We start from the raw sequence: 24083 nt of genomic DNA on the forward strand, positions 1-24083 counted from the left end.
GGCGTAGCTCAGTTGGTAGAGCACGGGATTGTGACTCCCGTTGTCGTGGGTTCGATCCCCATCGTCCACCCCATATTTCGAAAGGCGCCAGATTAACAGTCTGGCGCCTTTGCTTTAACAGCTTCAACTGCGGATGTGGTGGAATTGGTAGACACACTGGATTTAGGTTCCAGCGCCGCGAGGCGTAAGAGTTCGAGTCTCTTCATCCGCACCAAATAAAGCTTCACTCATGCCACTTGGCTTGATTGGGGCACAACAAAGAAGTTGTTTGGCTTCTTTGTCACGCAATATGGTGGGCGTAGCTCAGTTGGTAGAGCACGGGATTGTGACTCCCGTTGTCGTGGGTTCGATCCCCATCGTCCACCCCATATTCCGAAAGGCGCCAGATTTAACAGTCTGGCGCCTTTTTTGTTTCAGTGGTTTGAGTGTCGGCGGCTGCAGGTTGTGGGCCGCAGGGGCAGGTCGCTTCGTCGTATTTATGTTTCTCGATGATGCTCGATTTGCCCGCCGATCCCCTCGCGGGGTTGGCTGTCAGGGACGGATTGCCGAATCCTTCTATATATAGGAAGGTGGGTGCAGAGCCCTGGCTTGATTGGCTGTATTTGCTAACAGGGCGAGGCACAACCGTTTGTCCCCGCCTATAAATTGCCTGCTGTTTTTTTACCCGTTTTCAGTAGGGTGACTTCTTGAGTTTGACCCACTAGAATGCATGCCCTTGATTCTGGGGTCGGAAACGGCCGGCTAACGTCTGTGCAACGAGGAATATCCATGCAAGTTTCTGTTGAAAATACTTCTGCTCTTGAGCGCCGCATGAGCATCACCGTGCCGGCTGAGCGCATCGAGACTCAGGTCAACAAGCGTCTGCAGCAGACTGCCCAAAAGGCCAAGATCGCTGGCTTCCGTCCAGGCAAAGTGCCAATGAGCGTGATCCGTCAGCGTTTCGGGGCTGATGCGCGTCAAGAAGCTGTGGGCGACGTGATCCAGTCTTCCTTCTACGAAGCTGTCGTCGAGCAGAAGCTGAACCCGGCTGGTTCGCCTTCGATCGAACCTAAAACCCTGGAAGCGGGCAAGGACCTGGAATACGTAGCTGTATTCGAAGTGTTCCCTGAGTTCACCGTTGCCGGTTTCGAAGGCATCACCGTCGAGCGCCTGAGCGCCGAAGTGGCTGACGCCGATCTGGACAAGATGCTGGAAGTCCTGCGCAAGCAGAACACCCGTTTTGAAGTGGCCGATCGCGCTGCCCAGAACGAAGACCAGCTGAACATCGATTTCGTCGGCAAGGTCGACGGTGAAGTGTTCGCAGGCGGTTCTGCCAAGGGTACTCAGCTGGTGCTGGGTTCCGGCCGCATGATCCCTGGTTTCGAAGACGGTCTGGTTGGCGCTAAAGCCGGCGAAGAGCGCGTTCTGAACCTGACCTTCCCAGAGGACTACCAGAACCTCGACCTGGCAGGCAAAACTGCTGAGTTCACCGTGACCGTGAACACTGTTTCCGAGCCTAAACTGCCAGAGCTGACCGAAGAGTTCTTCGCTCAATTCGGCATCAAGGAAACCGGTCTGGAAGGCTTCCGCACCGAAGTTCGCAAGAACATGGAGCGCGAACTGCGTCAGGCGATCAAATCCAAGGTCAAGAATCAGGTGATGGACGGTCTGCTGGCCACCAACCCGATCGAAGTGCCCAAGGCTCTGCTGTCCAACGAAGTCGACCGTCTGCGCGTGCAGGCTGTTCAGCAGTTCGGTGGCAACATCAAGCCTGACCAACTGCCGGCCGAGCTGTTCGAAGAGCAAGCCAAGCGCCGCGTCGTGCTGGGTCTGATCGTGGCTGAAGTGGTCAAGCAATTCGACCTCAAGCCTGACGAAGCCCGCGTTCGCGAGATGATTCAGGAAATGGCTTCGGCCTACCAAGAGCCTGAGCAGGTTGTGTCCTGGTACTACAAGAACGACCAGCAACTGAACGAAGTCCGTTCGGTTGTGCTGGAAGAGCAAGTTGTGGATACTGTTCTGCAGAAAGCTAGCGTGACCGACAAATCGGTCTCTTACGAAGAAGCAGTCAAGCCGGTAGAAGCTCCACAAGCCGACTGATCGTTTTTGCGGTAAGAAGCACACACCATAAGCCAGCCTTCGTGCTGGCTTATGCGTATTCAAGACATAACTATTTGGGAGTGACTGCAGAGCATGTTCCGTAATTCGTATATTCAGCAGAACTCAGATATCCAGGCCGCAGGCGGCCTGGTCCCGATGGTTGTCGAGCAGTCTGCTCGTGGCGAGCGCGCCTATGATATTTACTCGCGTCTTCTCAAGGAGCGAGTGATCTTTCTGGTTGGTCCGGTAGAGGACTACATGGCTAACCTGATTTGTGCGCAACTGCTGTTCCTTGAAGCGGAAAACCCGGACAAGGACATCCATCTCTATATCAACTCCCCGGGCGGTTCGGTAACGGCGGGCATGTCGATCTACGACACCATGCAGTTCATCAAGCCAAACGTGTCGACCACCTGTATCGGTCAGGCATGCAGCATGGGCGCATTTCTGCTGACCGCCGGTGCCCCCGGCAAGCGTTACTGCCTGCCGAACTCGCGTGTGATGATTCACCAGCCACTGGGCGGTTTCCAGGGGCAGGCGTCGGATATCGAAATCCATGCCAAGGAGATCCTGTTTATCCGCGAGCGTCTCAACACGCTGATGGCCGCGCATAGCGGTCGCACTCTTGAAGAAATCGAGCGCGATACCAATCGCGATAATTTCATGAGTGCAGAAGCTGCGCGTGAGTACGGCTTGATCGACGAAGTGATCAGCCAGCGCCCTGTTTAAAATAAGCAGCCCAAAACAGGCTTGGTCGGCAGGTCCGACACCAGCGGGCTTGAAAAAGCCCGCAATAGCCTTCATCTTGTGTTGCAAGCCTATCGGATTTGGATCGAACGAATGACTGACACCCGCAACGGCGAGGACAACGGCAAGCTGCTCTATTGCTCCTTCTGTGGCAAAAGCCAGCATGAAGTGCGCAAATTGATTGCCGGCCCCTCGGTCTTTATCTGCGACGAGTGCGTCGACCTGTGCAATGACATCATCCGCGAGGAGGTGCAGGAAGCCCAGGCCGAAAGCAGCGCGCATAAATTGCCTTCGCCTAAAGAAATCAGCGGCATCCTCGATCAGTACGTGATTGGTCAGGAGCGCGCGAAAAAGGTTCTGGCTGTAGCGGTGTACAACCACTACAAACGTCTGAACCAGCGTGACAAAAAGAATGACGACGTCGAACTCGGCAAGAGCAACATCCTGCTGATCGGCCCGACAGGCTCGGGTAAAACCCTGCTGGCCGAAACCCTGGCCCGCTTGCTGAACGTTCCGTTCACTATCGCCGACGCAACCACCCTCACCGAGGCAGGTTACGTGGGGGAAGATGTCGAGAACATCATTCAGAAACTGCTGCAGAAGTGCGATTACGACGTAGAAAAAGCCCAGATGGGCATTGTCTACATCGATGAGATCGACAAGATCTCGCGCAAGTCTGACAACCCGTCGATCACCCGGGACGTTTCCGGTGAAGGCGTGCAGCAGGCCCTGCTCAAGTTGATCGAAGGCACGGTCGCTTCCGTTCCGCCTCAAGGTGGTCGCAAGCATCCGCAGCAGGAATTCCTTCAGGTCGACACCCGTAACATCTTGTTCATCTGCGGCGGTGCGTTCTCCGGTCTGGAAAAGGTTATTCAAAACCGTTCCACCAAGGGTGGCATCGGTTTCAGCGCAGAAGTGCGCAGCAAGGAAGAAGGCAAGAAAGTCGGTGAATCCCTGCGTGAAGTCGAGCCTGACGATCTGGTCAAGTTCGGTCTGATCCCGGAATTCGTCGGTCGTCTGCCGGTACTTGCCACGCTGGACGAGCTTGATGAGGCTGCGCTGATGCAGATTCTCACCGAGCCCAAAAATGCTCTGACCAAGCAGTATGCCAAGCTGTTCGAGATGGAAGGCGTGGACCTGGAATTCCGGGCCGACGCGCTGAAATCGGTCGCCAAACGTGCCCTGGAACGCAAAACCGGTGCCCGTGGCCTGCGCTCGATTCTCGAAGGTGTATTGCTCGACACTATGTATGAAATCCCCTCGCAGTCCGAGGTGAGTAAAGTAGTGATCGACGAAAGCGTTATAGAAGGCAAGTCCAAGCCTCTGTATCTCTATGAGAACAGTGAGCCGACTGCCAAGGCAGCGCCAGACGCTTAAGCGTCACACTGCTGGAATAAAGAAGGGGCCTTCGGGCCCCTTTGCTATTGTGGGAGACGGGGCAGCTAACCTGAATTTCTGGATGCGCCGGGATAAATACGGGCGCTACCGTAAGCTCTGATTTTTTAAGTGATTCTTTTATCCGCTTGTTTTTTTTGAAAACAGCCCCCATCTTGGTTTCAAGCTTACTTCCATCTGTTTACGGCCTTATGGCCGCCGTAGAGGCGAAATCATGAAGACGACCATCGAATTGCCTCTCCTGCCATTGCGTGATGTCGTGGTTTATCCGCACATGGTTATCCCGCTGTTCGTGGGGCGCGAGAAATCCATCGAAGCTCTCGAGGCAGCGATGACGGGCGACAAGCAGATCCTTCTGCTGGCTCAGCGGAATCCTGCTGACGACGATCCCGGTGAAGAAGCACTTTATCGCGTAGGCACCATTGCTACCGTTCTGCAGCTGCTCAAGCTGCCTGACGGCACCGTCAAGGTTCTTGTCGAAGGCGAGCAGCGGGGCGCCGTGGAGCGCTTCAGCGAAGTCGACGGCCACTGCCGTGCCGAAGTCTCGCTGATTGACGAAACCGAAGCCCCTGAGCGCGAATCGGAAGTGTTTGTCCGCAGCCTGCTGGCTCAGTTCGAACAATATGTGCAGCTGGGCAAGAAAGTCCCCGCTGAAGTCCTGTCGTCGCTCAACAGCATCGACGAGCCAGGTCGCCTGGTCGACACCATGGCCGCGCACATGGCCCTGAAGATCGAGCAGAAGCAGGAAATCCTCGAAATCATCGATTTGTCGGCCCGGGTCGAGCACGTTCTGGCGTTGCTGGATGCCGAGATCGATCTGCTGCAAGTCGAAAAGCGCATTCGCGGCCGCGTTAAGAAGCAAATGGAGCGCAGCCAGCGCGAGTACTACCTGAATGAGCAGATGAAGGCCATTCAGAAAGAGCTGGGTGACAGCGACGAAGGCCACAACGAAATCGAAGAGCTGAAAAAGCGCATCGATGCCGCCGGTCTGCCGAAAGATGCGTTGGCCAAGGCTCAGGCCGAACTGAACAAGCTGAAGCAAATGTCGCCAATGTCCGCGGAAGCGACCGTGGTGCGTTCGTACATCGACTGGCTGGTTCAAGTGCCATGGAAAGCCCAGAGCAAAGTGCGCCTGGACCTGGCCCGTGCCGAAGACATTCTCGACGCCGACCACTACGGTCTGGAAGAAGTCAAAGAGCGGATCCTCGAATACCTCGCCGTGCAGAAGCGCGTGAAGAAGATTCGCGGCCCGGTATTGTGCCTGGTCGGTCCTCCAGGGGTGGGTAAAACCTCTCTGGCGGAGTCGATTGCGCATGCCACCAACCGCAAATTCGTCCGCATGGCCCTCGGTGGCGTGCGTGATGAGGCGGAAATTCGTGGTCATCGCCGGACTTATATCGGTTCGATGCCAGGAAGATTGATTCAAAAGATGACAAAGGTGGGCGTCCGCAACCCGCTGTTCCTGCTCGATGAAATCGACAAAATGGGCAGCGACATGCGTGGCGATCCGGCGTCGGCGTTGCTGGAAGTGCTCGACCCCGAGCAAAACCACAACTTCAACGATCACTATCTGGAAGTCGACTACGACCTGTCCGATGTGATGTTCCTGTGCACCTCCAACTCGATGAATATTCCACCGGCGCTGCTGGACCGGATGGAAGTGATTCGTCTGCCGGGTTACACCGAAGACGAGAAGATCAACATCGCCGTCAAATACCTTTCGCCCAAGCAGATTGCTGCCAACGGCCTGAAGAAAGGCGAGCTGGAATTCGACGCCGAAGCGATCCGCGACATCATCCGCTACTACACCCGCGAAGCCGGTGTACGTGGGCTGGAGCGCCAGATTGCCAAGGTTTGCCGCAAGGCGGTCAAAGAGCATGCTCTGGAAAAACGCTTCTCGGTGAAGGTGACTGCCGAGATGCTGGAACACTTCCTGGGCGTGCGTAAATTCCGTTACGGCCTGGCTGAACAGCAGGATCAGATCGGTCAGGTCACCGGCCTGGCGTGGACCCAGGTGGGCGGCGAATTGCTGACCATCGAAGCCGCAGTCGTGCCGGGTAAAGGCCAATTGATCAAGACCGGTTCTCTGGGTGACGTGATGGTCGAATCGATCACCGCAGCCCTGACCGTTGTCCGCAGCCGTGCGAAGAGCCTGGGGATTCCCCTGGACTTCCACGAGAAGCGCGACACGCATATCCACATGCCTGAAGGGGCGACCCCGAAAGACGGCCCTAGCGCCGGTGTAGGCATGTGCACGGCCCTGGTGTCGGCATTGACTGGCATTCCTGTAAGAGCGGACGTCGCCATGACCGGCGAAATCACCTTGCGTGGTCAGGTGCTGGCGATCGGTGGCTTGAAGGAAAAACTGCTGGCTGCTCACCGTGGCGGAATCAAGACGGTGATCATTCCTGAAGAGAACGTACGCGATCTGAAGGAAATTCCTGACAACATCAAGCAAGATCTACAGATTAAACCCGTTAAATGGATTGACGAGGTCCTGCAAATTGCGCTGCAATACGCGCCGGAACCCTTACCGGATGTGGTTCCGGAGATCGTTGCAAAGGATGACAAACGCGAGTCTGACTCTAAGGAAAGAATTAGCACGCATTAGTACGCATTTGCCTGGGGGGCTTCCTTGACAGTTTTTTAGAGCCCTTGTTATAAAGCGGCTCTTAAGTGTCTGTAGGCCATTCAGCACTCGTTTTTTTTGCTTTCACCAAAAAACTTAGAATCAAACTCAAATAGATATAAGGGGACTTAGAGTGAACAAGTCGGAACTGATTGATGCTATCGCTGCATCCGCTGATATCCCGAAAGCTGCTGCTGGCCGTGCGCTGGACGCTGTAATCGAATCCGTCACTGGCGCTCTCAAGGCTGGTGATTCTGTTGTTCTGGTTGGTTTCGGTACTTTCTCCGTGACTGATCGTCCAGCTCGCATCGGTCGTAACCCACAGACCGGTAAGACGCTGGAAATCGCAGCAGCCAAAAAGCCAGGTTTCAAAGCCGGTAAAGCACTGAAAGAAGCTGTCAACTAAGTTCGATTCAGGTTTTTGCCTATCCGGGTCGGGGTCATTCCTGACTTGGCAGCGGAGCGGTAGTTCAGTCGGTTAGAATACCGGCCTGTCACGCCGGGGGTCGCGGGTTCGAGTCCCGTCCGCTCCGCCAGTTACGAGAAGGCGCATCCTCGGATGCGCCTTTCTTCTATCCGGATTCTACCCACGCTCCACGGTTGCCTAATTTTGAAGTTCAACCGTTTCTGGGGGACGCATGCTGCAGAATATCAGGGACAATTCACAAGGCTGGATTGCCAAGACCATTATCGGGGTCATCGTTGCACTGATGGCTTTGACCGGTTTCGACGCTATTTTCAAGGCCACGACGCACAAAAATGACGCGGCCAAGGTCAACGGCGAAGAAATCAGCCAGAACGAGCTGAGCCAGGCGGTCGATATGCAACGCCGTCAGCTCATGCAACAGCTGGGCAAGGATTTCGATGCTTCCTTGCTCGACGAAAAAATGCTGCGCGAATCGGCCCTCAAAGGCTTGATCGATCGCAAACTGCTGCTGCAAGGCGCAGAAAAATCGAAATTCGCTTTCTCCGAAGCTGCTTTGGATCAGGTGATCCTGCAAACGCCTGAATTCCAGGTGAACGGCAAGTTCAGCCCCGAGCGTTTCGACCAGGTGATCCGTCAACTGGGCTACAGCCGTCTGCAATTCCGTCAGATGCTGGCTCAGGAAATGCTGATCGGTCAGCTGCGCGCTGGCCTGGCCGGTAGCGGTTTCGTCACCGATGCACAGGTGTTGGCCTTCGCCCGTCTGGAAAAACAGACCCGCGATTTCGCCACCGTGAACATCAAGGCAGACCCGGCGGCAGTGAAACTGACCGACGATGAGGTCAAGGCCTACTACGACGAACACGCCAAGGAGTTCATGACGCCGGATCAGGTGGTCATCGATTACCTTGAATTGAAGAAGGCATCCTTCTTCGATCAGGTCAGCGTCAAGGACGAAGACTTGCAAGCGGCGTATCAGAAAGAAACCGCGAACCTGTCCGAGCAACGCCGGGCTGCGCACATTCTGATCGAAGTGAACGACAAGGTGACCGAGGCGCAAGCCAAGGCCAAGATCGAAGAAGTTCAGGCGCGCCTGGCCAAAGGCGAGAGTTTCGAGGCCCTGGCCAAGGAGTTCTCCCAGGATCCAGGTTCGGCGAACAACGGCGGTGACCTCGGTTTTGCCGGTCCGGGCGTCTACGATCCAGCGTTTGAAAAAGCCCTGTATTCGTTGGCCAAGGATCAGGTCTCGGAGCCGGTTCGCACTGACTTCGGTTTCCACCTGATCAAACTGTTGGGTGTCGAAGCGCCTGAAGTGCCAACGTTCGCCAGCCTGAAAGACAAGCTGACCCGCGAGTTGAAAACCCAGCAAGTCGAGCAGCGTTTCGTCGAAGCGACCAAGCAATTGGAAGACTCCTCGTTCGAGTCCTCTGATCTGGCCCAGCCGGCACAAGACCTGAAGCTGACCGTTCACACGTCCGCGCCATTCGGCCGTGAAGGTGGCGAAGGCGTTGCGGCCAATCGTGCCGTGGTGACCGCTGCATTCAGTCCTGAAGTCCTGGATGAGGGTGCCAACAGCACCGCCATCGAGCTGGATCCGGAAACCGTGATCGTGCTGCGCGCCAAGGAGCACCGCAAGCCTGAGCAACTGCCGCTGGAAAGCGTGGCTGCCAGCATCCGCGTGCAATTGACCAAGGAGCACGCCAGTGCCGCTGCCAAGACCAAGGCCGATCAACTGATCGCCAGCTTGCGTGATGGCAAGACCGCACTGGACAAGGCGATCGATGGTCAGAACTGGAAAGTCACTGCAACCGCGACTCGCGCTCAGGAAGGGGTCGACCCAACCGTGCTGCAAGCGTTGTTCCGCATGCCCAAGCCAGTCTCCAAGGACAAGCCGACCTTCAGCAGCGTGACCCTGGCCGATGGTAGCCTGGTGGTCGTGCGTCTGAACGGCGTGAATGAAGGCGCTGCGCCGACCGAAGAAGAGAAGGCTCAATACCGTCGCTTCCTCGCCTCGCGCATTGGCCAGCAAGACTTCGCGGCCTACCGCAAGCTGCTGGAGCGTGAAGCTGAGATCAAGCGTTTCTGATGCCTGACTGAGCTTTGCGCGACATAAAGGACCCCAGCCGAAAGGTTGGGGTTTTTTTTATGGGGGACACGAAAAGATCGCAGCCTGCGCTAGCGCTTTCAGGGGATCGCGGTCATCTTTAGGCGCTGCCGCAGGCTGCGATCTTTTGATTTTTGCTCCGGCGGGACTTTCTCCTGATATCACGGTCAATGAGTCTGTAGCCTTTTTTAGACACAATCGATACTCCGCTAAGCATCGATCTGTTGCACAATACGCCCCGAACCGTTTTTCTCAGGATGTTCAATGTTTAAATCAATTCCCATGCGTGTTGTCGGGCTGGCCTTGGTGCTGGCCGCCGCTGCCGGTTGTTCGTCGAAGAAAGCCGCTGTCTATGAGCATGAGAACTTCGACGACTCCGGGACGTTTTCGCGCAGCTACCCGGTGACCGATGCACAAACCTGCGAAGCCGCCCGTCGGGCCTTGCTCAGCCAGGGTTACATCATCACCAGCAGCGATCCGAAACTGGTCAGTGGACACAAGAGCTTCCAGCAGACCGGCGAAACCCATATGGAGATCAGCTTCAGTGTGGTCTGCGCCGATGACGGCAGCGAGGGGCATCATGCGACCATGTTCGCCAACGCCCTGCAGGACCGCTATGCGCTGAAAAAGACCAACAACTCCGCCAGCCTCGGCGTCGGCGTGTTGGGGTCGGTATCGATGCCGATCGGCTCGTCTGACGATTCGATGGTCAAGGTCGCCAGCGAAACCGTGTCTTCGGCCAAGTTCTATGAACGCTTCTTTACTCTGGTCGAATTGTTCCTGCCGCCGGAAGCGAAGAAGGCCGCGCACATCGTCGAGAAGCCGAAAACCGAACTTGGGGTGCCTGAAGCCAAGGCTGCACCGGCTCAGTTGGCGCCAACCCCGGCACCGGCGGCAGAACCTGCGCCAGCGCCGGCAGCCGAGCCCGCACCTGCCGCCGCGCCTGCCACTTCGCAGCCTGTTGCGCCGCCTGCTGAAACCGCGCCGATTACCCCGACCAAGAGCACCGAGCCGACGTCGTCCACGGAAACGGTCACTCCAGTAGCGGACTCGAGCACTCTGCCGCCGCCAACCGAGCCGATTTCGGCGATACCTGTCTCCGGCCAGTAATGGGCTTGCTTGTTATGGGGGCGGGTCAGACGATACCGCTCCCGTAACGTCTTTCAAGACTGATCCACATCAAGTCGGGCTGTTTTCCCACAGCCCGTATCGAAAAATCCAGTGATAAATTCCTGACCACCTGCTACGTTTTATTCAGTAGCGACGTAGTGTCGTGCCAGCGTCATTTTTCTTTCATGCGGGCACTTTATGCTCGGGGTGCTGGTCATTTATTCAGACGGTTTTTTCAACAAGCGATGGGGGTTTAATAATGGACGATTATCAAGAAGAACTGCTCGAGTATCAGGCGTTTGAACTGGACCCACTGGAACCGGCCGAAGACGCTACTGAGCTGTAATTACAATTACGCGGATTGACGATGACTGCGGCGAAACTCGCCGGGCGTCTGGCCATTCCAGCGTTTGAAGGCGCGCTGAAAGGCTTCGGCTGAGGCAAACCCCAGCAGGTAGGCGATTTCGCCGAACGCCAGTTCAGTGTCGCGGATGTAGGTCATGGCCAGGTCGCGGCGTGTATCGTTGAGAATTGCACGAAATTGCGTGCCTTCCTCGGCGAGTTTGCGGCGCAAGGTCCAGGTTGGCAGCTTCAGGCGTGCCGCCACTTCTTCCAGGTCGGGTTCCCGGCCACCATTGAGCAACGGGCCCAGCAACTGAGTGATGCGTTCACGCAGGCTGCGGGTACGTGTCAGTTGCTCAAGTTCCCGTTCACACAGTTGCAGCAGGTGCCGCCAGGTGCTCGGGCAGTGCTCCGGGTTGCGCTGGGCGAGGCTATCCAGGCTCAGGCGCAGTTGATTCTGTTCGGCGCCAAACTGGATCGGACAGTCGCCGAGTACGGCATAGGCATCACGGTAATCCGGAGCGTCAAATTCGATCTCGATTCGTTCGGCGCGCAGCGGGGCAGGGCTCACGCTGGACAATTGCTGCAACCAGCCAGCGATGATCGAGTCCACCACGAAGCGGTTGTAGGCGTTGTAGGGGCTGATCGAATAGAACCGCAGCCAGGCGCCTTGGGCGTCTTCGTGAAAGCTCGACTGGCCGCGATAGTTGGAGCCGTACAGCGCTTCGAAACGAATCAGGCAGCGCGCCGCTTCGCGCACGGTGGGGGCCTGGGCGGCGGTGACGCCGGCGAGGCCGGCCTGACTCAGGCGACTGAGCTGGCCCATGCGCAAACCCAGCGCCGGGTCGTCGGTCAGTTGAATGGCGCCGTGGCCCAGGCGCATGTAGCGCGGGATCGACAGGCGGGCGCCGGCTTCAGCCAGTCGCGCGGCGTCGAGGCCGTACTGTTCCAGCAACGGTTGTGGGTCCAGGCCATGGCTGCGCACGGCGTCGGCCAGGCTATGGACGAAGCCCACCGACAGATCCCCGAGGCGCATCGGCTGCGGTTTCATCGCTTACAACCAGAGGTTCAGCAATTGCGCGCCGCGGGCATCGCCGTCGGCGAAATGCTGCCCGTTGCTGCTGAGGAAGCTTTGACCGGCGCTGCTCTTGTCCCAGAACTGACCACGCAGGAACACGCTCATGCCGGCGATGCTCTGGCTGGCCGGTGGTTGGGCGGTCAGCGTCAGCCGCTGCCAGGCCTGACCTTCGCTGAGTTCGCCGGCCTTGAGGCTGACAGAGCCCGGCGCGGGCAGGCCTTTATAGCCGCGCCACGGTTGATCCCAGGACCCACGCCCGACGACGAACGCCGGGACCGCCACCAGTTGCGCGCCTTGGTCGTCAAGTTTGCGGTAGTTGTCGGGGTACCAGCTGTCGCTGCCGATCAGCACGCCGAGGCGTCCGGCCGGGGTGTCGACGACGTTGACCGGATGATCGGAATTGCCTTGGAGCGTGCCACGTCCAGCGAACGTCGGGTGCACTTGTCGCTGGGGCTGGCCGATTGGCAGGCCGTCGCGACCGAACACCACGCTGCTGTTGTACAGCGCGCCGTGGCCGATGTGCAGGGTGCCGTCGCTGACGCTCGGCTCGGGCAGCACGATGGAACCGGCCACCAGGGTCACGTGGAATTCTTTCGCCAGGCCACCGAACAGCGCCTGGTAATCCTTGGCCATGCGTTTGGCTTTCATCCGCAAGTGCGCGTCGTCGAGACGGTTGCTGCCTTCGGCGGTGATCAGGGCGCGGATGAACTGCAGCGGGTTGCTCACCGCCAGCCAGTTCAAGGCTTCCTTGAGGGTGGTGGCCTGGTACAGCTCGTCTTTCTCGCCGCTGACCATCAGCCAGGTGCCGATATGTTCAGGCAGTACGACGATGGTTTTTTCATTCAGCAGGCCCTGGTCCTGGGCCTTCTGCAAATAGGCCGCGAGCTTGCGGCGCAGGCGTTCAGGGCTTTGATAGTCGGTGGGGAACAGTTCGGGCTGGATGCCCAGCAGATTGCCACGATCGGCGGGCGTGCCCTGATCGACCGCAAGATTGATGCGCAGGTCCGACAGGTAATGACCCACCGGACGGTCCGCGGCCCACATCGCGTAGGTCGTCAGAACGGCGATCAACGCCATGGAGAGGGTCAGGTACAGAAGTTTGCGCATGGAAAACAGTCAGCGGCCGTGTGCAGGGTTCGCGACTAGGGTAGGGCCCATGCCTGCGCTTGCCAAGGGGCGCTGCGCATTTGGATCAATAAGTTGTCAGTTACGGTCATTGAGTGACAGCGGTGCGACTCTTAGTCTGTCGAACATGACTGACGGGGGCCGAAGAGCTCCTGCAAATTTTCCGTGATCGTTCGATGTGGAGTTACCGATGGCCGCCGCTCATTACCCGCACCTGTTGGCCCCGCTGGACCTGGGTTTTACCACGTTGCGCAACCGTACCCTGATGGGTTCGATGCACACGGGCCTCGAGGAAAAACCCGGCGGTTTCGAACGCATGGCCGCGTACTTCGCCGAGCGTGCCCGTGGCGGCGTAGGCCTGATGGTCACCGGTGGTATCGGCCCCAATGATGAGGGCGGGGTTTACTCCGGCGCCGCCAAGCTGACCACCGAGGAAGAAGCGCTCAAACACCGGATCGTCACCCGCGCGGTGCACGAGGCGGGCGGCAAGATCTGCATGCAGATTCTGCATGCCGGGCGTTATGCCTACAGCCCGAAACAGGTGGCGCCGAGCGCGATCCAGGCGCCGATCAACCCGTTCAAGCCTAAAGAGCTGGACGAGGAAGGCATCGAGAAGCAGATCAGCGATTTCGTTACCTGCTCGACCCTGGCGCAAAAAGCCGAGTACGACGGTGTCGAGATCATGGGTTCCGAAGGTTATTTCATTAACCAGTTCCTCGCGGCCCACACCAACCATCGCACTGACCGCTGGGGCGGCGCCTACGAAAACCGCATGCGCCTGCCAGTGGAAATCGTCCGTCGGGTGCGCGAAGCGGTCGGCCCGAACTTCATCATTATCTTCCGCCTGTCGATGCTCGACCTGGTGGAAGGCGGCAGCACCTGGGAAGAAATCGTGCAGTTAGCCAAGGCCATCGAGCAGGCGGGCGCGACCATCATCAACACCGGCATCGGCTGGCACGAAGCGCGGATTCCGACCATTGCCACCAAGGTGCCCCGTGCAGCGTTCAGCAAGGTCACGGCGAAACTGCGTGGTTCGGTGAGTATTCCGCTGATCACCACCAACCGCATCAACACCCCGGAAGTCGCCGAGCAGATCCTGGCCGAAGGCGATGCCGACATGGTGTCGATGGCGCGGCCGTTCCTCGCCGACCCGGACTTCGTCAACAAGGCGGCGGCCGGCCGTGGCGATGAAATCAATACCTGCATCGGTTGCAACCAGGCTTGCCTGGATCACACGTTCGGCGGCAAGTTGACCAGTTGCCTGGTGAACCCGCGGGCCTGCCATGAAACCGAACTCAATTACCTGCCGGTGCAGCAGATCAAGAAACTCGCCGTGGTTGGCGCCGGTCCTGCGGGGCTGTCCGCCGCCACCGTGGCCGCCGAACGCGGTCATCAGGTGACGCTGTTCGATTCGGCCAGTGAAATCGGCGGCCAGTTCAACATCGCCAAGCGCGTGCCGGGCAAGGAAGAGTTCTTCGAAACCCTGCGCTACTTCAACCGCAAGTTGCAGACCAGCAACGTCGAGCTGTGCCTGAACACCCGTATGGACGTGGCGCAGCTGGTCGAGGGCGGTTACGACGAAATCATCCTCGCTACCGGCATCGCGCCACGGGTTCCGGCGATTCCGGGTGTCGAGCACGCCAAGGTGTTGAGCTACCTGGACGTGATCCTCGAGCGTAAACCGGTGGGCAAACGCGTCGCGGTAATCGGCGCTGGCGGTATCGGTTTCGACGTGTCGGAATTCCTCGTGCACGAAGGCGTGGCCACCAGTCAGGACCGCGAAGCGTTCTGGAAGGAGTGGGGCATCGATACGCACCTTGAAGCGCGTGGCGGTGTCGCGGGCATCAAGGCTGCGCCGCATGCGCCGGCTCGTGAAGTGTTCCTGCTGCAACGCAAGACCTCCAAGGTCGGCGATGGCCTGGGCAAGACCACTGGCTGGATTCACCGAACCGGTCTGAAGAACAAAAAGGTGCAAATGCTCAACAGCGTCGAGTACCTGAAGATCGACGACGAAGGCTTGCACATCCGCATTGGCGAAAGCGGCGAACCGCAGGTGCTGCCGGTGGACAACATCGTGATCTGCGCCGGGCAGGACCCATTGCGCGAGTTGCATGACGGTCTGGTTGCGGCCGGGCAGAACGTGCACTTGATCGGCGGCGCGGACGTGGCGGCGGAGCTGGATGCCAAGCGTGCGATCAACCAGGGTTCGCGGTTGGCGGCTGAACTCTAACGTTCGCAGCTATCCCTTGTAGCAGCTGGCGCAGCCTGCGTTCGGCTGCGCAGCAGTCGCAAAATCAGCCATCGCGGTATTCCAGATAAACCGAGGTGTCAGGATTGACGACTGCTTCGCAGCCGAACGCAGCCTTCGGCAGCTGCTACAGGGTTCGTGCTGGCTGATAGACTCCTGTTTTTCGTCAGAACGTAACGCATCAATGCTTTTTCCTCCTGCCGACTGGCTCCCCCAAGCCCCTCTCGAACCCCTTCACCTCGACTGGCTCACCACGGCCGGCATCGACGTCGCCATCCTGCGTCTGGACCAGATCGACCCGCTGATCAGCGGCAACAAGTGGTTCAAACTCAGCGAACACCTGAAAGCCGCCGACCAGAACGGCGCCCAAGGCATCATCAGCCTGGGCGGTGCTCACTCCAACCATCTCCACGCATTGGCGGCGGCGGGCAAGCGCTTCGGTTTCACCACGGTCGGTTTGCTGCGCGGGCATCCGCAAGACACCCCGACAGTAAAGGACTTACAGGCGTTCGGCATGCAGTTGCACTGGCTGGGTTATGGCGGTTATCGAGCGCGGCATGAGCCGGGTTTCTGGCAGCCGTGGCGGGCGCAGTATCCCGAGCTGCAACCGGTGCCGGAAGGTGGTGGCGGCTTGCGTGGGGCGAAGGGCTGCATGCAGCTGGTGGCACAGGCCCGCGAGCAACTGAGTGGTCTGGGCTGGAGCAACTACGACGGTTGGTGGCTGGCTTGCGGAACGGGTACGACTTTGGCTGGGTTGGTGCTGGCCGAGGCGGGTGAACACCCGGTGTATGGTGCGCTGGCGGTGCCCGATGATCATGGCGTGGCGCAGCAGGTCGAGATGATTGTGCAGGAAGCCGGTTGGGTCGATCCCTTGTATGAACTACTGGACGCCAGCCGTGGCGGTTTTGCCAAGGTCGATCCGCAGCTGCTTGCATTCATCGAGCAGACCGAACAGGCCAGCGGCATTCTTTTCGAACCGCTGTACACCGGCAAAGCGCTCATGGCACTCAAGCAACAGGTCGAAGCCGGTAAATTTCCTCAGGGCACGCGTCTGATCTTCATCCATACCGGCGGCTTGCAGGGCCGCCGGGGATTCGAACAAGGTGGTCGCGACTAACCGCGTTTAGGCATCATCCGCAGCAGGGTGTTATCGCGCACCACATAGTGGTGGTAAAGCCCGGCCACGGCGTGCAGCCCGATCAGCCAATAACCGATGGTGGCGCCGAGCTCATGCCAGCCCTGGAATTGCTTGGCCAGCGGCTTGTTTTCTTCGATCAGCAATGGCAGGTCAACGCCATAGAACATCACCCGATGCCCCTCGGCGCTGGTAGTCAGCCAACCCAGAACCGGCACGGCGATCATGAAAATATACAGTGCCCAGTGCATCAGCTTGGCGAGCACGCTTTGCCACTGAGGCGAGGCCGGGAAGATCTGCGGCGCTGGCCCGAGGCTGCGGGCGAACAACCGTAACCAGACCAACGCGAACACGGTCAGGCCGAGCATGAAGTGCGCTTCCTTGATCAGCGTTCGGCCGCCACTGCCTTTGGGAAAGATCCCGCGAAATTCGATACAGGCGTAGACCAGTATTAACAGAACCAGCATCAACCAGTGCAACGCGATCGATACGGTGCTGTAGCGTGATTCGGAATTCTTCCAGGGCATACGGTGTTTCCTCACAATTCTGGTCTGAAGTCACCGTTCTTGTTCGACGGCGTGCACTAACTGTAATCCTGTTTCGCAGGATTTGCCCGAGGCAAATGGGCCGTTCAATGCTCTAAATCAAGTGATCGACCACAAAAAAGCGCCAGCTCCATCAAAGGAACTGGCGCTTTTTTATGAGGCGAGAGGTGCAATCAGTTGGTTTGCGGCATTTCGCCGTTGGCCAGGCGCTTGTTGATGTCGGCGATCACCTCGGGCAAGTCGGTGATGGTGTCGATCATGTAGTGCGGTCGCGAGCCTTCGAACAGGGCATGAATGCGCTTGCGTTCGCTGGCCAGTTTGTCGCTGCTTAGCGCGCGATAACCTTCGTAGTCCAGACCCAGCGCGTTACCGGAGCAGATCAACGCCACGGTCCACATGCCGGCACGGCGACCTTCGAGAATGCCCGGCACCGTGTCGTCGATCTTCACGCAGGCCGCGACGTCGTCGATGCCCAGCGCAATCACATTGGCCAGGGCCTGAGCGGGCCATGGGCGGCCGTTGGGCACTTCGTCGGTGGCGACCACGTGATCAGCGACATAGCCGTTGGTGGCGGCCAGTTCCGCCACTTTGTCCATGACCTGTTTCGGGTAGCCGGAGCACGAGCCGATCTTGATCCCTTGTTGGCGCAGGTTGGCGATGGTGTCCAGGGCGCCCGGAATCAGCGCCGAATGTTCGGCGATTTTTTCGATTTGCAGCGGCATGAAGCGTTGGTAGATGGCGGTGACGTCATCGTCGGTCGGCGTGCGGCCGAACACCTGGCGATAACGCTCGGCAACTGACGGCTGATCGCACAGGGTGCGGATGTGGTCCCACTTGCCCATGCCCATCGGCCCACGGGCTTCTTCGATGGAAACCTGGACGTCGAACTCGGCGAAGGCTTCGACGAAAATCTGCGTCGGGGCGAAGGAACCGAAATCGACCACAGTGCCGGCCCAGTCGAGGATGGCGGCTTGCAGTTTGGTTGGGTTGCTGTAGTTCATGTCTCATATCCTGTCTTGGGGAATTGTGATCCAGATCGTGGTGGATCAGATGTCGATGACTTCCATCTCGCTCAGCACCTCGGCGACGGCCGCCACTGCTGCGTGCATTTCGGCCTGGTTGACGTGGCCGATGCAGCCGACGCGGAAGGTTTCGACCTGGGTCAGTTTGCCGGGGTAGAGGATGAAACCCTTGGCCTTGACCCGTTCGTAGAATTCCTTGAACTGATAGCGAGGGTCTTTCGGCGCGTGGAACGTGACGATAATCGGCGCCTGGATCGCGGCGGGCAGGAAGCTGCGCAGGCCCAGTTTGGCCATGTCATCGAGCAGCACCTGGCAGTTGTTGGCGTAGCGCTGATGCCGGGCCGGCAAACCACCTTCTTCGTTGTATTGCAGCAAGGCTTCGTGCAGCGCCGCGACCACGTGGGTCGGCGGGGTGAAGCGCCATTGACCGGTTTTGGCCATGTAGGCGTGCTGATCGAACAAGTCCATCGCCAGTGAGTGCGAGTTGCCGGCGGCGTTCGCCAGCGCTTTTTTGCGCGCGAAAACGAAGCCCATCCCCGGCACGCCCTCCAGGCATTTACCCGAGGCGGCGATCAGGGCGTCGAACGGCACCTGTTGTGCATTGATCGGCAGCGCACCAAACGAGCTCATCGCGTCGATGATCAGGCGTTTGCCGTGCTGCTCGATGACGTGGGCGATTTCCGCCAGCGGGTTGAGAATGCCGGTGCTGGTTTCGCAGTGAATCAATGCAACGTGGGTGATGCTGGCGTCGGCCCGCAGCAGGCGGTCGACGGCGGCGGCGGTGGTCGGTTGGTCTTCGGCGGTTTCGAAGGTGCTGAACGAACGGCCGAGCACTTCGCAGATCTTCGCCAGGCGTTTGCCGTAGGCGCCGTTGATCAGCACCAGCACTTTACCGTCCCGAGGCACCAGCGTGCCGATCGCCGCTTCGACCGCGAACGTGCCGCTGCCTTGCAGGGGCACGCAGTGGTGGCTGTCGCCGCCGTTGATGATCACCAGCAATTGCTCGCACAGGCTGGCGGTCAGTTGGTTGAAGCGGTCATCCCATGAACCCCAGTCGACCATCATCGCCTGACGGGTGCGCGGCGATGTGGTCAATGGGCCGGGAGTGAGCAGGATGGGCTCGGCAGTACGCATTCTTGTGTCCTTGCAAAAGCTCAGTGGGATGAAACTACGGGGCATAAATTGCAATTCGGAGTGCTATCAATCAAATTGTTTGTTGTTATGCCAACCATCAGCGAGAGTTATTCATGAACCTGTTCCAGCTGCGCGCCTTCGACGCTGTGGCCCGCGAGGGCAGCTTCACTCGTGCCGCAGCGCGCCTGTTCATCAGCCAACCGGCGGTCACCGGGCACATCAAGGCGCTGGAGGAGCACTACCAGATCACCTTGCTGCGCCGCACCGCGCGGCGCGTCGAACTGACGGAAGAGGGCACCAGACTCGCGGCGATCACCCGGGCGATGTTCGGCCTGGCCGAAGAAGCGCAGGCGATGCTGGAGGCCAACCGGCAGCTACTCACCGGGCGCCTGGAAGTGGCGGCGGATGGCCCGCACATGGTCATGCCGATGCTCGCCAGCCTGCGTGCGCGTTATCCGGGGATCACCGTGAACCTGCGGTTGGGCAATGCCCAGGAAACCCTCGCGGCGTTGCTGTCCGAGCATGCCGACGTGGCGGTGCTGACCGAAGTCGAGCCGCGCAAAGGGTTGCATCTGCAAGGGTTGAGCGAGTCGAGGATTTGCGCGTTGGTACCCGTTGGCCATCCGTGGGCGCAGAAGTCGCAAGGGCTGCCGCTCAAGGCGCTGGACCAGGTGATCATGGTGTTGCGCGAGCCGAGTTCGATTACCCGGCGCACGTTCGACGAGGCGTGCGTTCAAGCCGGGGTCAGTCCTCGGGTGTTGCTGGAACTGGACAGTCGCGAGGCCGTGACCGAGGCAGTGGCCGCCGAGTTGGGCGTGGGCGTGGTGTCGTCGGTGGAAGTCAGCCACGACCCACGGGTGGCGGCGGTGCCGATCATTGGCGAGGGGCTGGTCAATCGGCACATGATCGGCTGCATGGAGCGGCGGCGGGATTTGCGCTTGATACAGGCTTTTTTTGGGTTGGCGCCCGTCGGGTAGAGCGCGGCGGCGCGGCTATCGCGGGCAAGCCACGCTCCCACAGGTTTTGCGTCGTACACAAGGTTGGCGGCCAGCATAAATTCCTGTGGGAGCGTCCCGGTAAAATCATGGCATGGGATCCGAGCGGTTGATCAGCCAATCGAGCAGTAGATGCGCATCGCGGCGTGGTTCGGGAGCGGGCCGGGAAGGCTGGAGGTTGCTCATGCCGGCACACAACACTGGCCGGTCCGGGTCGCTGTCGAGAAAACTGACCAACACTTCGGTGCCGGCCATGGGCAGCCTGGACGGATCGATCCGACCGTCCGGTGCTGCGAGGGCGACCGGTAGCCAGAGTCCAACGGACTCATCCGCCTCGAACCCCGGTTTCGGCCACAAGCAGACCTGTATTCGGCCTTGCTCATCGAGTGCCGCCGGTTGCCCGACGGGGCCCAGCACCCGGGCGGTCTGATAGCCCGGGATGCTCGGCCTGACCTGTTTGAGCGCCGGCCTGAATACCGTTGACCAGGGAATGGCGGTGAAACGATTGCTGTAGCGCCGGGCCATGTCATGGCCGGGCTTGTCTTCGACGAGAATCGACGGCTGCTGCCCCTGGTGCTGGATGTCGGTGAGCAGCCACTGATCGTTGAAACTCGAGAGCGGGTGCTGCGCCACTTGTACGATTCGTCCGCTGCGTAGCTCATTCTGGGTGCTTTGGCCGTGGATCTGCCGATGCTGGCAACGCAGGCGTTCCAGCAAGCGGCGGCCGAGCTGTTCGCGATGAAGTAGTTCAGGCGCAGGTCTTGCCGTAACCGGGCCTGTTATGGCGAACGGGTGGTTGGCCGCACCGTCGCCGATCAGGTGCGCGCCGCGGTTTCTGGCATCCCATTGCGCCGGGGCGGGGGCCGGGTCATGGCGCTGGAACAGTTCGCTGATCGCCGGCAAGAGCGGGTCGTTGAACACATCGGCATGGAACGGCATCAGCAGCGGTTCCTGCGGGAAACTCAGGCTGTCATCGGCCAGGACCAGCACGTGCCCGTCATGCTGATGTTCGAAGTGGAAGTGGATGCCTTCTTCTTCACACAGCCGCTGCATGAAGGCCAGATCGCTCTCATCGTACTGAATGCAAAAGGGCCGCAGCGGGTAGTGGCCGCAGGTCAGGTCGAAGCGATAGCTGTGCTCGGGCAGCTGATGCTTCTCCAGCAACTGACGCACGATCGCCGGCACGCTGAGACGATGAAATACCCGACGCGAACTGTGCAGCTGAAGTCGTTGAACGTGGGGCACGAGCACCAGCGAGTAGCCGACCCGATGCGGGCCGCGATGTTCGCGACTGACGCTGTGGATCACGCCGTGAATGCCTTGGTCGGCCGACAGCCTCAGGAAAGCCGGTTGTTGCAGCAACCGGTCCAGGTTCATCGCCGGTGCGAGGCCGATCACCTCGATGTCGAATCGATAGGGCTGGTTGAGGCCTTCGCGGCCATTGAACTGCAACACCTGCAAACTCAAACCGCCGTCGAGGAGTGTCAGGGTGTAGGGGCTTTCCTTGTCGTTGTGCATCGAACGCGCTTCTGCCTTGGAGAACGGGCGCAGAGGGTACGAAACCACAGCCCTGAAGCGTCACCGAAAATCGACTTTTCAGAATTGCCCTACAAGCATTGGTGAAGATGTCGACCGGTCATGGGCTGAAGATGTTGGAATTTTTGGTCGATTGGCATCTTTAGGCCGTATAAACTTGCGCTACGCGTCGGCCAATAGATGTCTCGGCGCCACAGATCAAGAGAGTGAGTAATGGGCGCACAGTGGAAGGTTAAACACAAAGAAGCGGCAGCCAACGCCAAGGGCAAGATCTTCGGCAAACTGGTGAAGGAAATCACCATTGCTGCGCGCAACGGTGCCGATACCGCCACCAACGCACACCTGCGTCTGGTGGTCGAACAGGCGAAAAAAGCCTCGATGCCTCGCGAAACCCTGGAACGCGCGATCAAGAAAGGCTCCGGCCAGCTCGGCGAAACCGTGCAATACCATCGCGTGACGTATGAAGGGTTCGCACCGCATCAGGTGCCGCTGATCGTTGAATGCGTGACTGACAACATCAACCGCACCGTCGCTGAAATCCGCGTCGCGTTCCGCAAGGGCCAGTTGGGCGCTTCCGGTTCGGTGGCCTGGGACTTTAACCACGTCGGCATGATTGAGGCGTCCCCGGACAGCCCTGACGCCGATCCGGAAATGGCCGCGATCGAAGCCGGCGCCCAGGATTTCGAGCCGGGCGAAGACGGCGCGACGCTGTTCCTGACCGACCCTGCGGACCTGGATGCGGTACAGAAAGCGCTGCCGGAGCAAGGCTTCACCGTGTTGTCGGCCAAGTTGGGTTATCAGCCGAAGAACCCGGTGAGCGGCTTGAGCGACGAGCAGATGGCAGAAGTCGAAGCGTTCCTCGAAGGCCTCGATAACCACGATGACGTGCAAGACATGTTTGTCGGGTTGGCGGGTTAAGCGATTCTGACCGTTGTGATTTAACCTGTGGCGAGGGAGCTTGCTTGTTGCGAGGGGGCTTGCTCCCGTTCAGTTGCGCAGCAGCCGTCGCTTTTGGGGTCGCTTCGCAACCCAGCGGGAGCAAGCTCCCTCGCCACAGGTTCTACTTTTGCCGCTAGTTGAACGCGGCCAATTCCCGCACCACCTCACTGAACCCCGGTCGTGCCAACACATCCGGCTGACAGCAGCGCTGTTGTAAATCCTCTAACGCGACCCGCTGTCCAGCGCTCAACCCCGAGTCGATCCGCTCCAGCAATTCTCCCAGCAAAATCCCGAACGCCCGTACCTCGATCCGTTGCAGCGCGCGGCTTTCAAGGCTGTCCGAGGTGGCATGGAAAGATGCCGCGCCAAAATCCCCCAACAGACAATCGCCATGTTCGTTCCACAGAATGTTGTGGCCATAGAGGTCGCCGTGGGTGATGCCTTGGCGATGCAGGTGTTCGGCCACCGAGGCGATGCCACTGGCGATGCGCATGGCCACGCCGGCGCTGAACCGGGTGTCGTCGGCATAGATGTCGCGGGAGCACGACGCCAGGCTCGGCAGGCTGGCCAGGTTGCGGTAGCTCGGATCGATCAGTTGCATCACCAGCCCGGCCTGCGCCTGCGGATGCCCGACGATCTGCCCTTCGACCCGGATCAGGTTGGGGTGGATACCGGCGGTGATGCAGGCGTTCATTTCGTGCAACGGCGAGCCGTCGCTGGTCATTTCGCCTTTGTAGAGTTTTACCGCGACCTGTTTTGTCTGCTCCCACAACGCCTGATGAATGACCCCCGACGCGCCTTCGCCGAGTTTCTGCTCCAGGCTCAGCTCGGACCAGGGAATGCTCGTCGTGGCTTCAAGTGCGGCCGCATCGGCTTCGGTTTCCAATGGGTTACCGGCATACGCCAGCCAAGTCAGGCTCGGCAGGCTCAGCAGCCATTCGGGAAGCTCGGTGAGCTGATTGGCGGCAATGCGGATCAGCTCAAGTCGATGACAGTGGCTCAGACTCTCGGGCAAACGCTGTAGCCGGTTGCCGGCGAGCATGAGTTTTTGCAGGTGCGGGCGCTCGCCCAGTTCGGTGGGCAGATCCGTGATGCGGTTGTCGGTCAGGATCAGCCAGCGCAACAGCGGCGGCAGGGCGGCGGCCGGCACGTGTTCGATGGCGTTGGCCTTGAAACCGATCATCGTCAGCGCCGTACACTGGCCGAGGCAGGCGGGCAGTTCGGTGAACTGATTGTCCGAGCAGAACAGCACGCGCAAACGGGTCAGGCGGTGCAGATCGTCCGGCAGGCTGCGCAAGGCGTTGCCGCTGAGGTTGAGCACTTCCAGCGAGTCCGCCAGGTCGAAGATTTCCCGGGGGAATTCGGTCAGGCCACAGACCAGGTCCAGGCGGGTGATACCCGACAGTTGGCCGGCGCGCAGTTGTGCGAGGGTGTGCATAGGCAGGTTCGCTATTGATCTGAGGGAAGGCGCGGGGGCCTGGAAATGGGCGACATGA

The 24083-nt window shown here is 59.4% G+C and carries 18 protein-coding genes and 3 tRNA genes; 14 read left to right on the forward strand and 7 right to left on the reverse strand.

Annotated elements, in window-relative coordinates:
* The first annotated feature begins 129 nt into the window (after positions 1 to 129).
* The 10 genes from ACCC96_RS26005 (at position 130) to ACCC96_RS26050 (ending at position 10488) form a co-directional block, all read left to right on the forward strand.
* Positions 130 to 214: transfer RNA gene (locus ACCC96_RS26005), tRNA-Leu, on the forward strand.
* A gap of 78 nt (positions 215 to 292) precedes the next feature.
* A tRNA-His gene (locus tag ACCC96_RS26010) sits at positions 293 to 368 on the forward strand.
* A gap of 400 nt (positions 369 to 768) precedes the next feature.
* Complete coding sequence (tig, locus tag ACCC96_RS26015; protein WP_019580008.1) at positions 769 to 2079, forward strand: trigger factor; 1311 nt, start codon at positions 769 to 771, stop codon at positions 2077 to 2079.
* A gap of 93 nt (positions 2080 to 2172) precedes the next feature.
* Complete coding sequence (clpP, locus tag ACCC96_RS26020; RefSeq protein ID WP_007940402.1) at positions 2173 to 2808, forward strand: ATP-dependent Clp endopeptidase proteolytic subunit ClpP; 636 nt, start codon at positions 2173 to 2175, stop codon at positions 2806 to 2808.
* Positions 2809 to 2919: 111 nt separating this feature from the next.
* Positions 2920 to 4203: an ATP-dependent Clp protease ATP-binding subunit ClpX gene (clpX, locus tag ACCC96_RS26025; protein WP_019648407.1), complete on the forward strand. Its 1284-nt coding sequence runs from the start codon at positions 2920 to 2922 to the stop codon at positions 4201 to 4203.
* A gap of 232 nt (positions 4204 to 4435) precedes the next feature.
* Positions 4436 to 6832, forward strand: a complete 2397-nt coding sequence (gene lon / locus ACCC96_RS26030; protein WP_007940400.1) for an endopeptidase La — start codon at positions 4436 to 4438, stop codon at positions 6830 to 6832.
* 151 nt (positions 6833 to 6983) lie between these two features.
* Positions 6984 to 7256, forward strand: a complete 273-nt coding sequence (locus ACCC96_RS26035) for an HU family DNA-binding protein (protein ID WP_002552737.1) — start codon at positions 6984 to 6986, stop codon at positions 7254 to 7256.
* Between the two features lie 53 nt (positions 7257 to 7309).
* Positions 7310 to 7386 (forward strand) — tRNA-Asp (locus tag ACCC96_RS26040).
* A 102-nt stretch (positions 7387 to 7488) separates the two neighbouring features.
* Positions 7489 to 9360 carry a SurA N-terminal domain-containing protein gene (locus ACCC96_RS26045; RefSeq protein ID WP_019648408.1) on the forward strand — a complete coding sequence of 624 codons (1872 nt, stop codon included), beginning with the start codon at positions 7489 to 7491 and terminating at the stop codon, positions 9358 to 9360.
* 282 nt (positions 9361 to 9642) lie between these two features.
* Positions 9643 to 10488: a DUF2242 domain-containing protein gene (locus ACCC96_RS26050; protein ID WP_413697304.1), complete on the forward strand. Its 846-nt coding sequence runs from the start codon at positions 9643 to 9645 to the stop codon at positions 10486 to 10488.
* A gap of 352 nt (positions 10489 to 10840) precedes the next feature.
* Here the strand turns inward: ACCC96_RS26050 and ACCC96_RS26055 are convergent, their stop codons facing one another.
* Positions 10841 to 11881, reverse strand: a complete 1041-nt coding sequence (locus ACCC96_RS26055; RefSeq protein WP_019648410.1) for an AraC family transcriptional regulator — start codon at positions 11879 to 11881, stop codon at positions 10841 to 10843.
* Between the two features lie 3 nt (positions 11882 to 11884).
* Positions 11885 to 13015: a carbon-nitrogen hydrolase family protein gene (locus tag ACCC96_RS26060; RefSeq protein ID WP_413697305.1), complete on the reverse strand. Its 1131-nt coding sequence runs from the start codon at positions 13013 to 13015 to the stop codon at positions 11885 to 11887.
* A gap of 208 nt (positions 13016 to 13223) precedes the next feature.
* On the opposite strand from ACCC96_RS26060, the gene ACCC96_RS26065 reads away from it, so the two are divergent.
* Positions 13224 to 15263 (forward strand): FAD-dependent oxidoreductase, encoded by a 2040-nt coding sequence (locus ACCC96_RS26065; protein WP_413697306.1) that lies wholly within the window; start codon positions 13224 to 13226, stop codon positions 15261 to 15263.
* Positions 15264 to 15465: 202 nt separating this feature from the next.
* Positions 15466 to 16398: a 1-aminocyclopropane-1-carboxylate deaminase/D-cysteine desulfhydrase gene (locus ACCC96_RS26070; protein ID WP_413697307.1), complete on the forward strand. Its 933-nt coding sequence runs from the start codon at positions 15466 to 15468 to the stop codon at positions 16396 to 16398.
* Here the strand turns inward: ACCC96_RS26070 and ACCC96_RS26075 are convergent.
* The 3 genes from ACCC96_RS26075 to ACCC96_RS26085 all read right to left on the reverse strand — a co-directional run bounded on the left by ACCC96_RS26075 (position 16395) and on the right by ACCC96_RS26085 (position 19117).
* Positions 16395 to 16943, reverse strand: a complete 549-nt coding sequence (locus tag ACCC96_RS26075) for a cytochrome b (protein WP_019648414.1) — start codon at positions 16941 to 16943, stop codon at positions 16395 to 16397. The genes ACCC96_RS26070 and ACCC96_RS26075 overlap by 4 nt on opposite strands.
* Positions 16944 to 17134: 191 nt before the next feature.
* On the reverse strand, positions 17135 to 17962 hold the full coding sequence (phnX, locus tag ACCC96_RS26080; RefSeq protein WP_019648415.1) for a phosphonoacetaldehyde hydrolase: 828 nt from the start codon (positions 17960 to 17962) through the stop codon (positions 17135 to 17137).
* Positions 17963 to 18007: 45 nt separating this feature from the next.
* Positions 18008 to 19117, reverse strand: a complete 1110-nt coding sequence (locus tag ACCC96_RS26085) for a 2-aminoethylphosphonate--pyruvate transaminase (protein WP_413697308.1) — start codon at positions 19115 to 19117, stop codon at positions 18008 to 18010.
* Between the two features lie 113 nt (positions 19118 to 19230).
* Between ACCC96_RS26085 and ACCC96_RS26090 the strand changes: the two genes are divergently transcribed.
* The gene (locus ACCC96_RS26090) at positions 19231 to 20094 is read left to right on the forward strand and encodes a LysR substrate-binding domain-containing protein (RefSeq protein ID WP_413697309.1); all 864 of its coding nucleotides are present in this window, start codon (positions 19231 to 19233) and stop codon (positions 20092 to 20094) included.
* Between the two features lie 105 nt (positions 20095 to 20199).
* On the opposite strand, the gene ACCC96_RS26095 is transcribed toward ACCC96_RS26090, so the two are convergent.
* Positions 20200 to 21630, reverse strand: a complete 1431-nt coding sequence (locus ACCC96_RS26095) for a type VI secretion system Vgr family protein (RefSeq protein WP_413697310.1) — start codon at positions 21628 to 21630, stop codon at positions 20200 to 20202.
* Between the two features lie 231 nt (positions 21631 to 21861).
* Between ACCC96_RS26095 and ACCC96_RS26100 the strand changes: the two genes are divergently transcribed.
* Complete coding sequence (locus ACCC96_RS26100) at positions 21862 to 22566, forward strand: YebC/PmpR family DNA-binding transcriptional regulator (RefSeq protein ID WP_007940960.1); 705 nt, start codon at positions 21862 to 21864, stop codon at positions 22564 to 22566.
* Between the two features lie 154 nt (positions 22567 to 22720).
* On the opposite strand, the gene ACCC96_RS26105 is transcribed toward ACCC96_RS26100, so the two are convergent.
* Complete coding sequence (locus ACCC96_RS26105; RefSeq protein WP_413697311.1) at positions 22721 to 24025, reverse strand: leucine-rich repeat-containing protein kinase family protein; 1305 nt, start codon at positions 24023 to 24025, stop codon at positions 22721 to 22723.
* Positions 24026 to 24083: the final 58 nt, after the last annotated feature.

Source organism: Pseudomonas sp. Pseusp11 (assembly GCF_047304405.1).
Taxonomy (GTDB): Bacteria; Pseudomonadota; Gammaproteobacteria; order Pseudomonadales; family Pseudomonadaceae; genus Aquipseudomonas.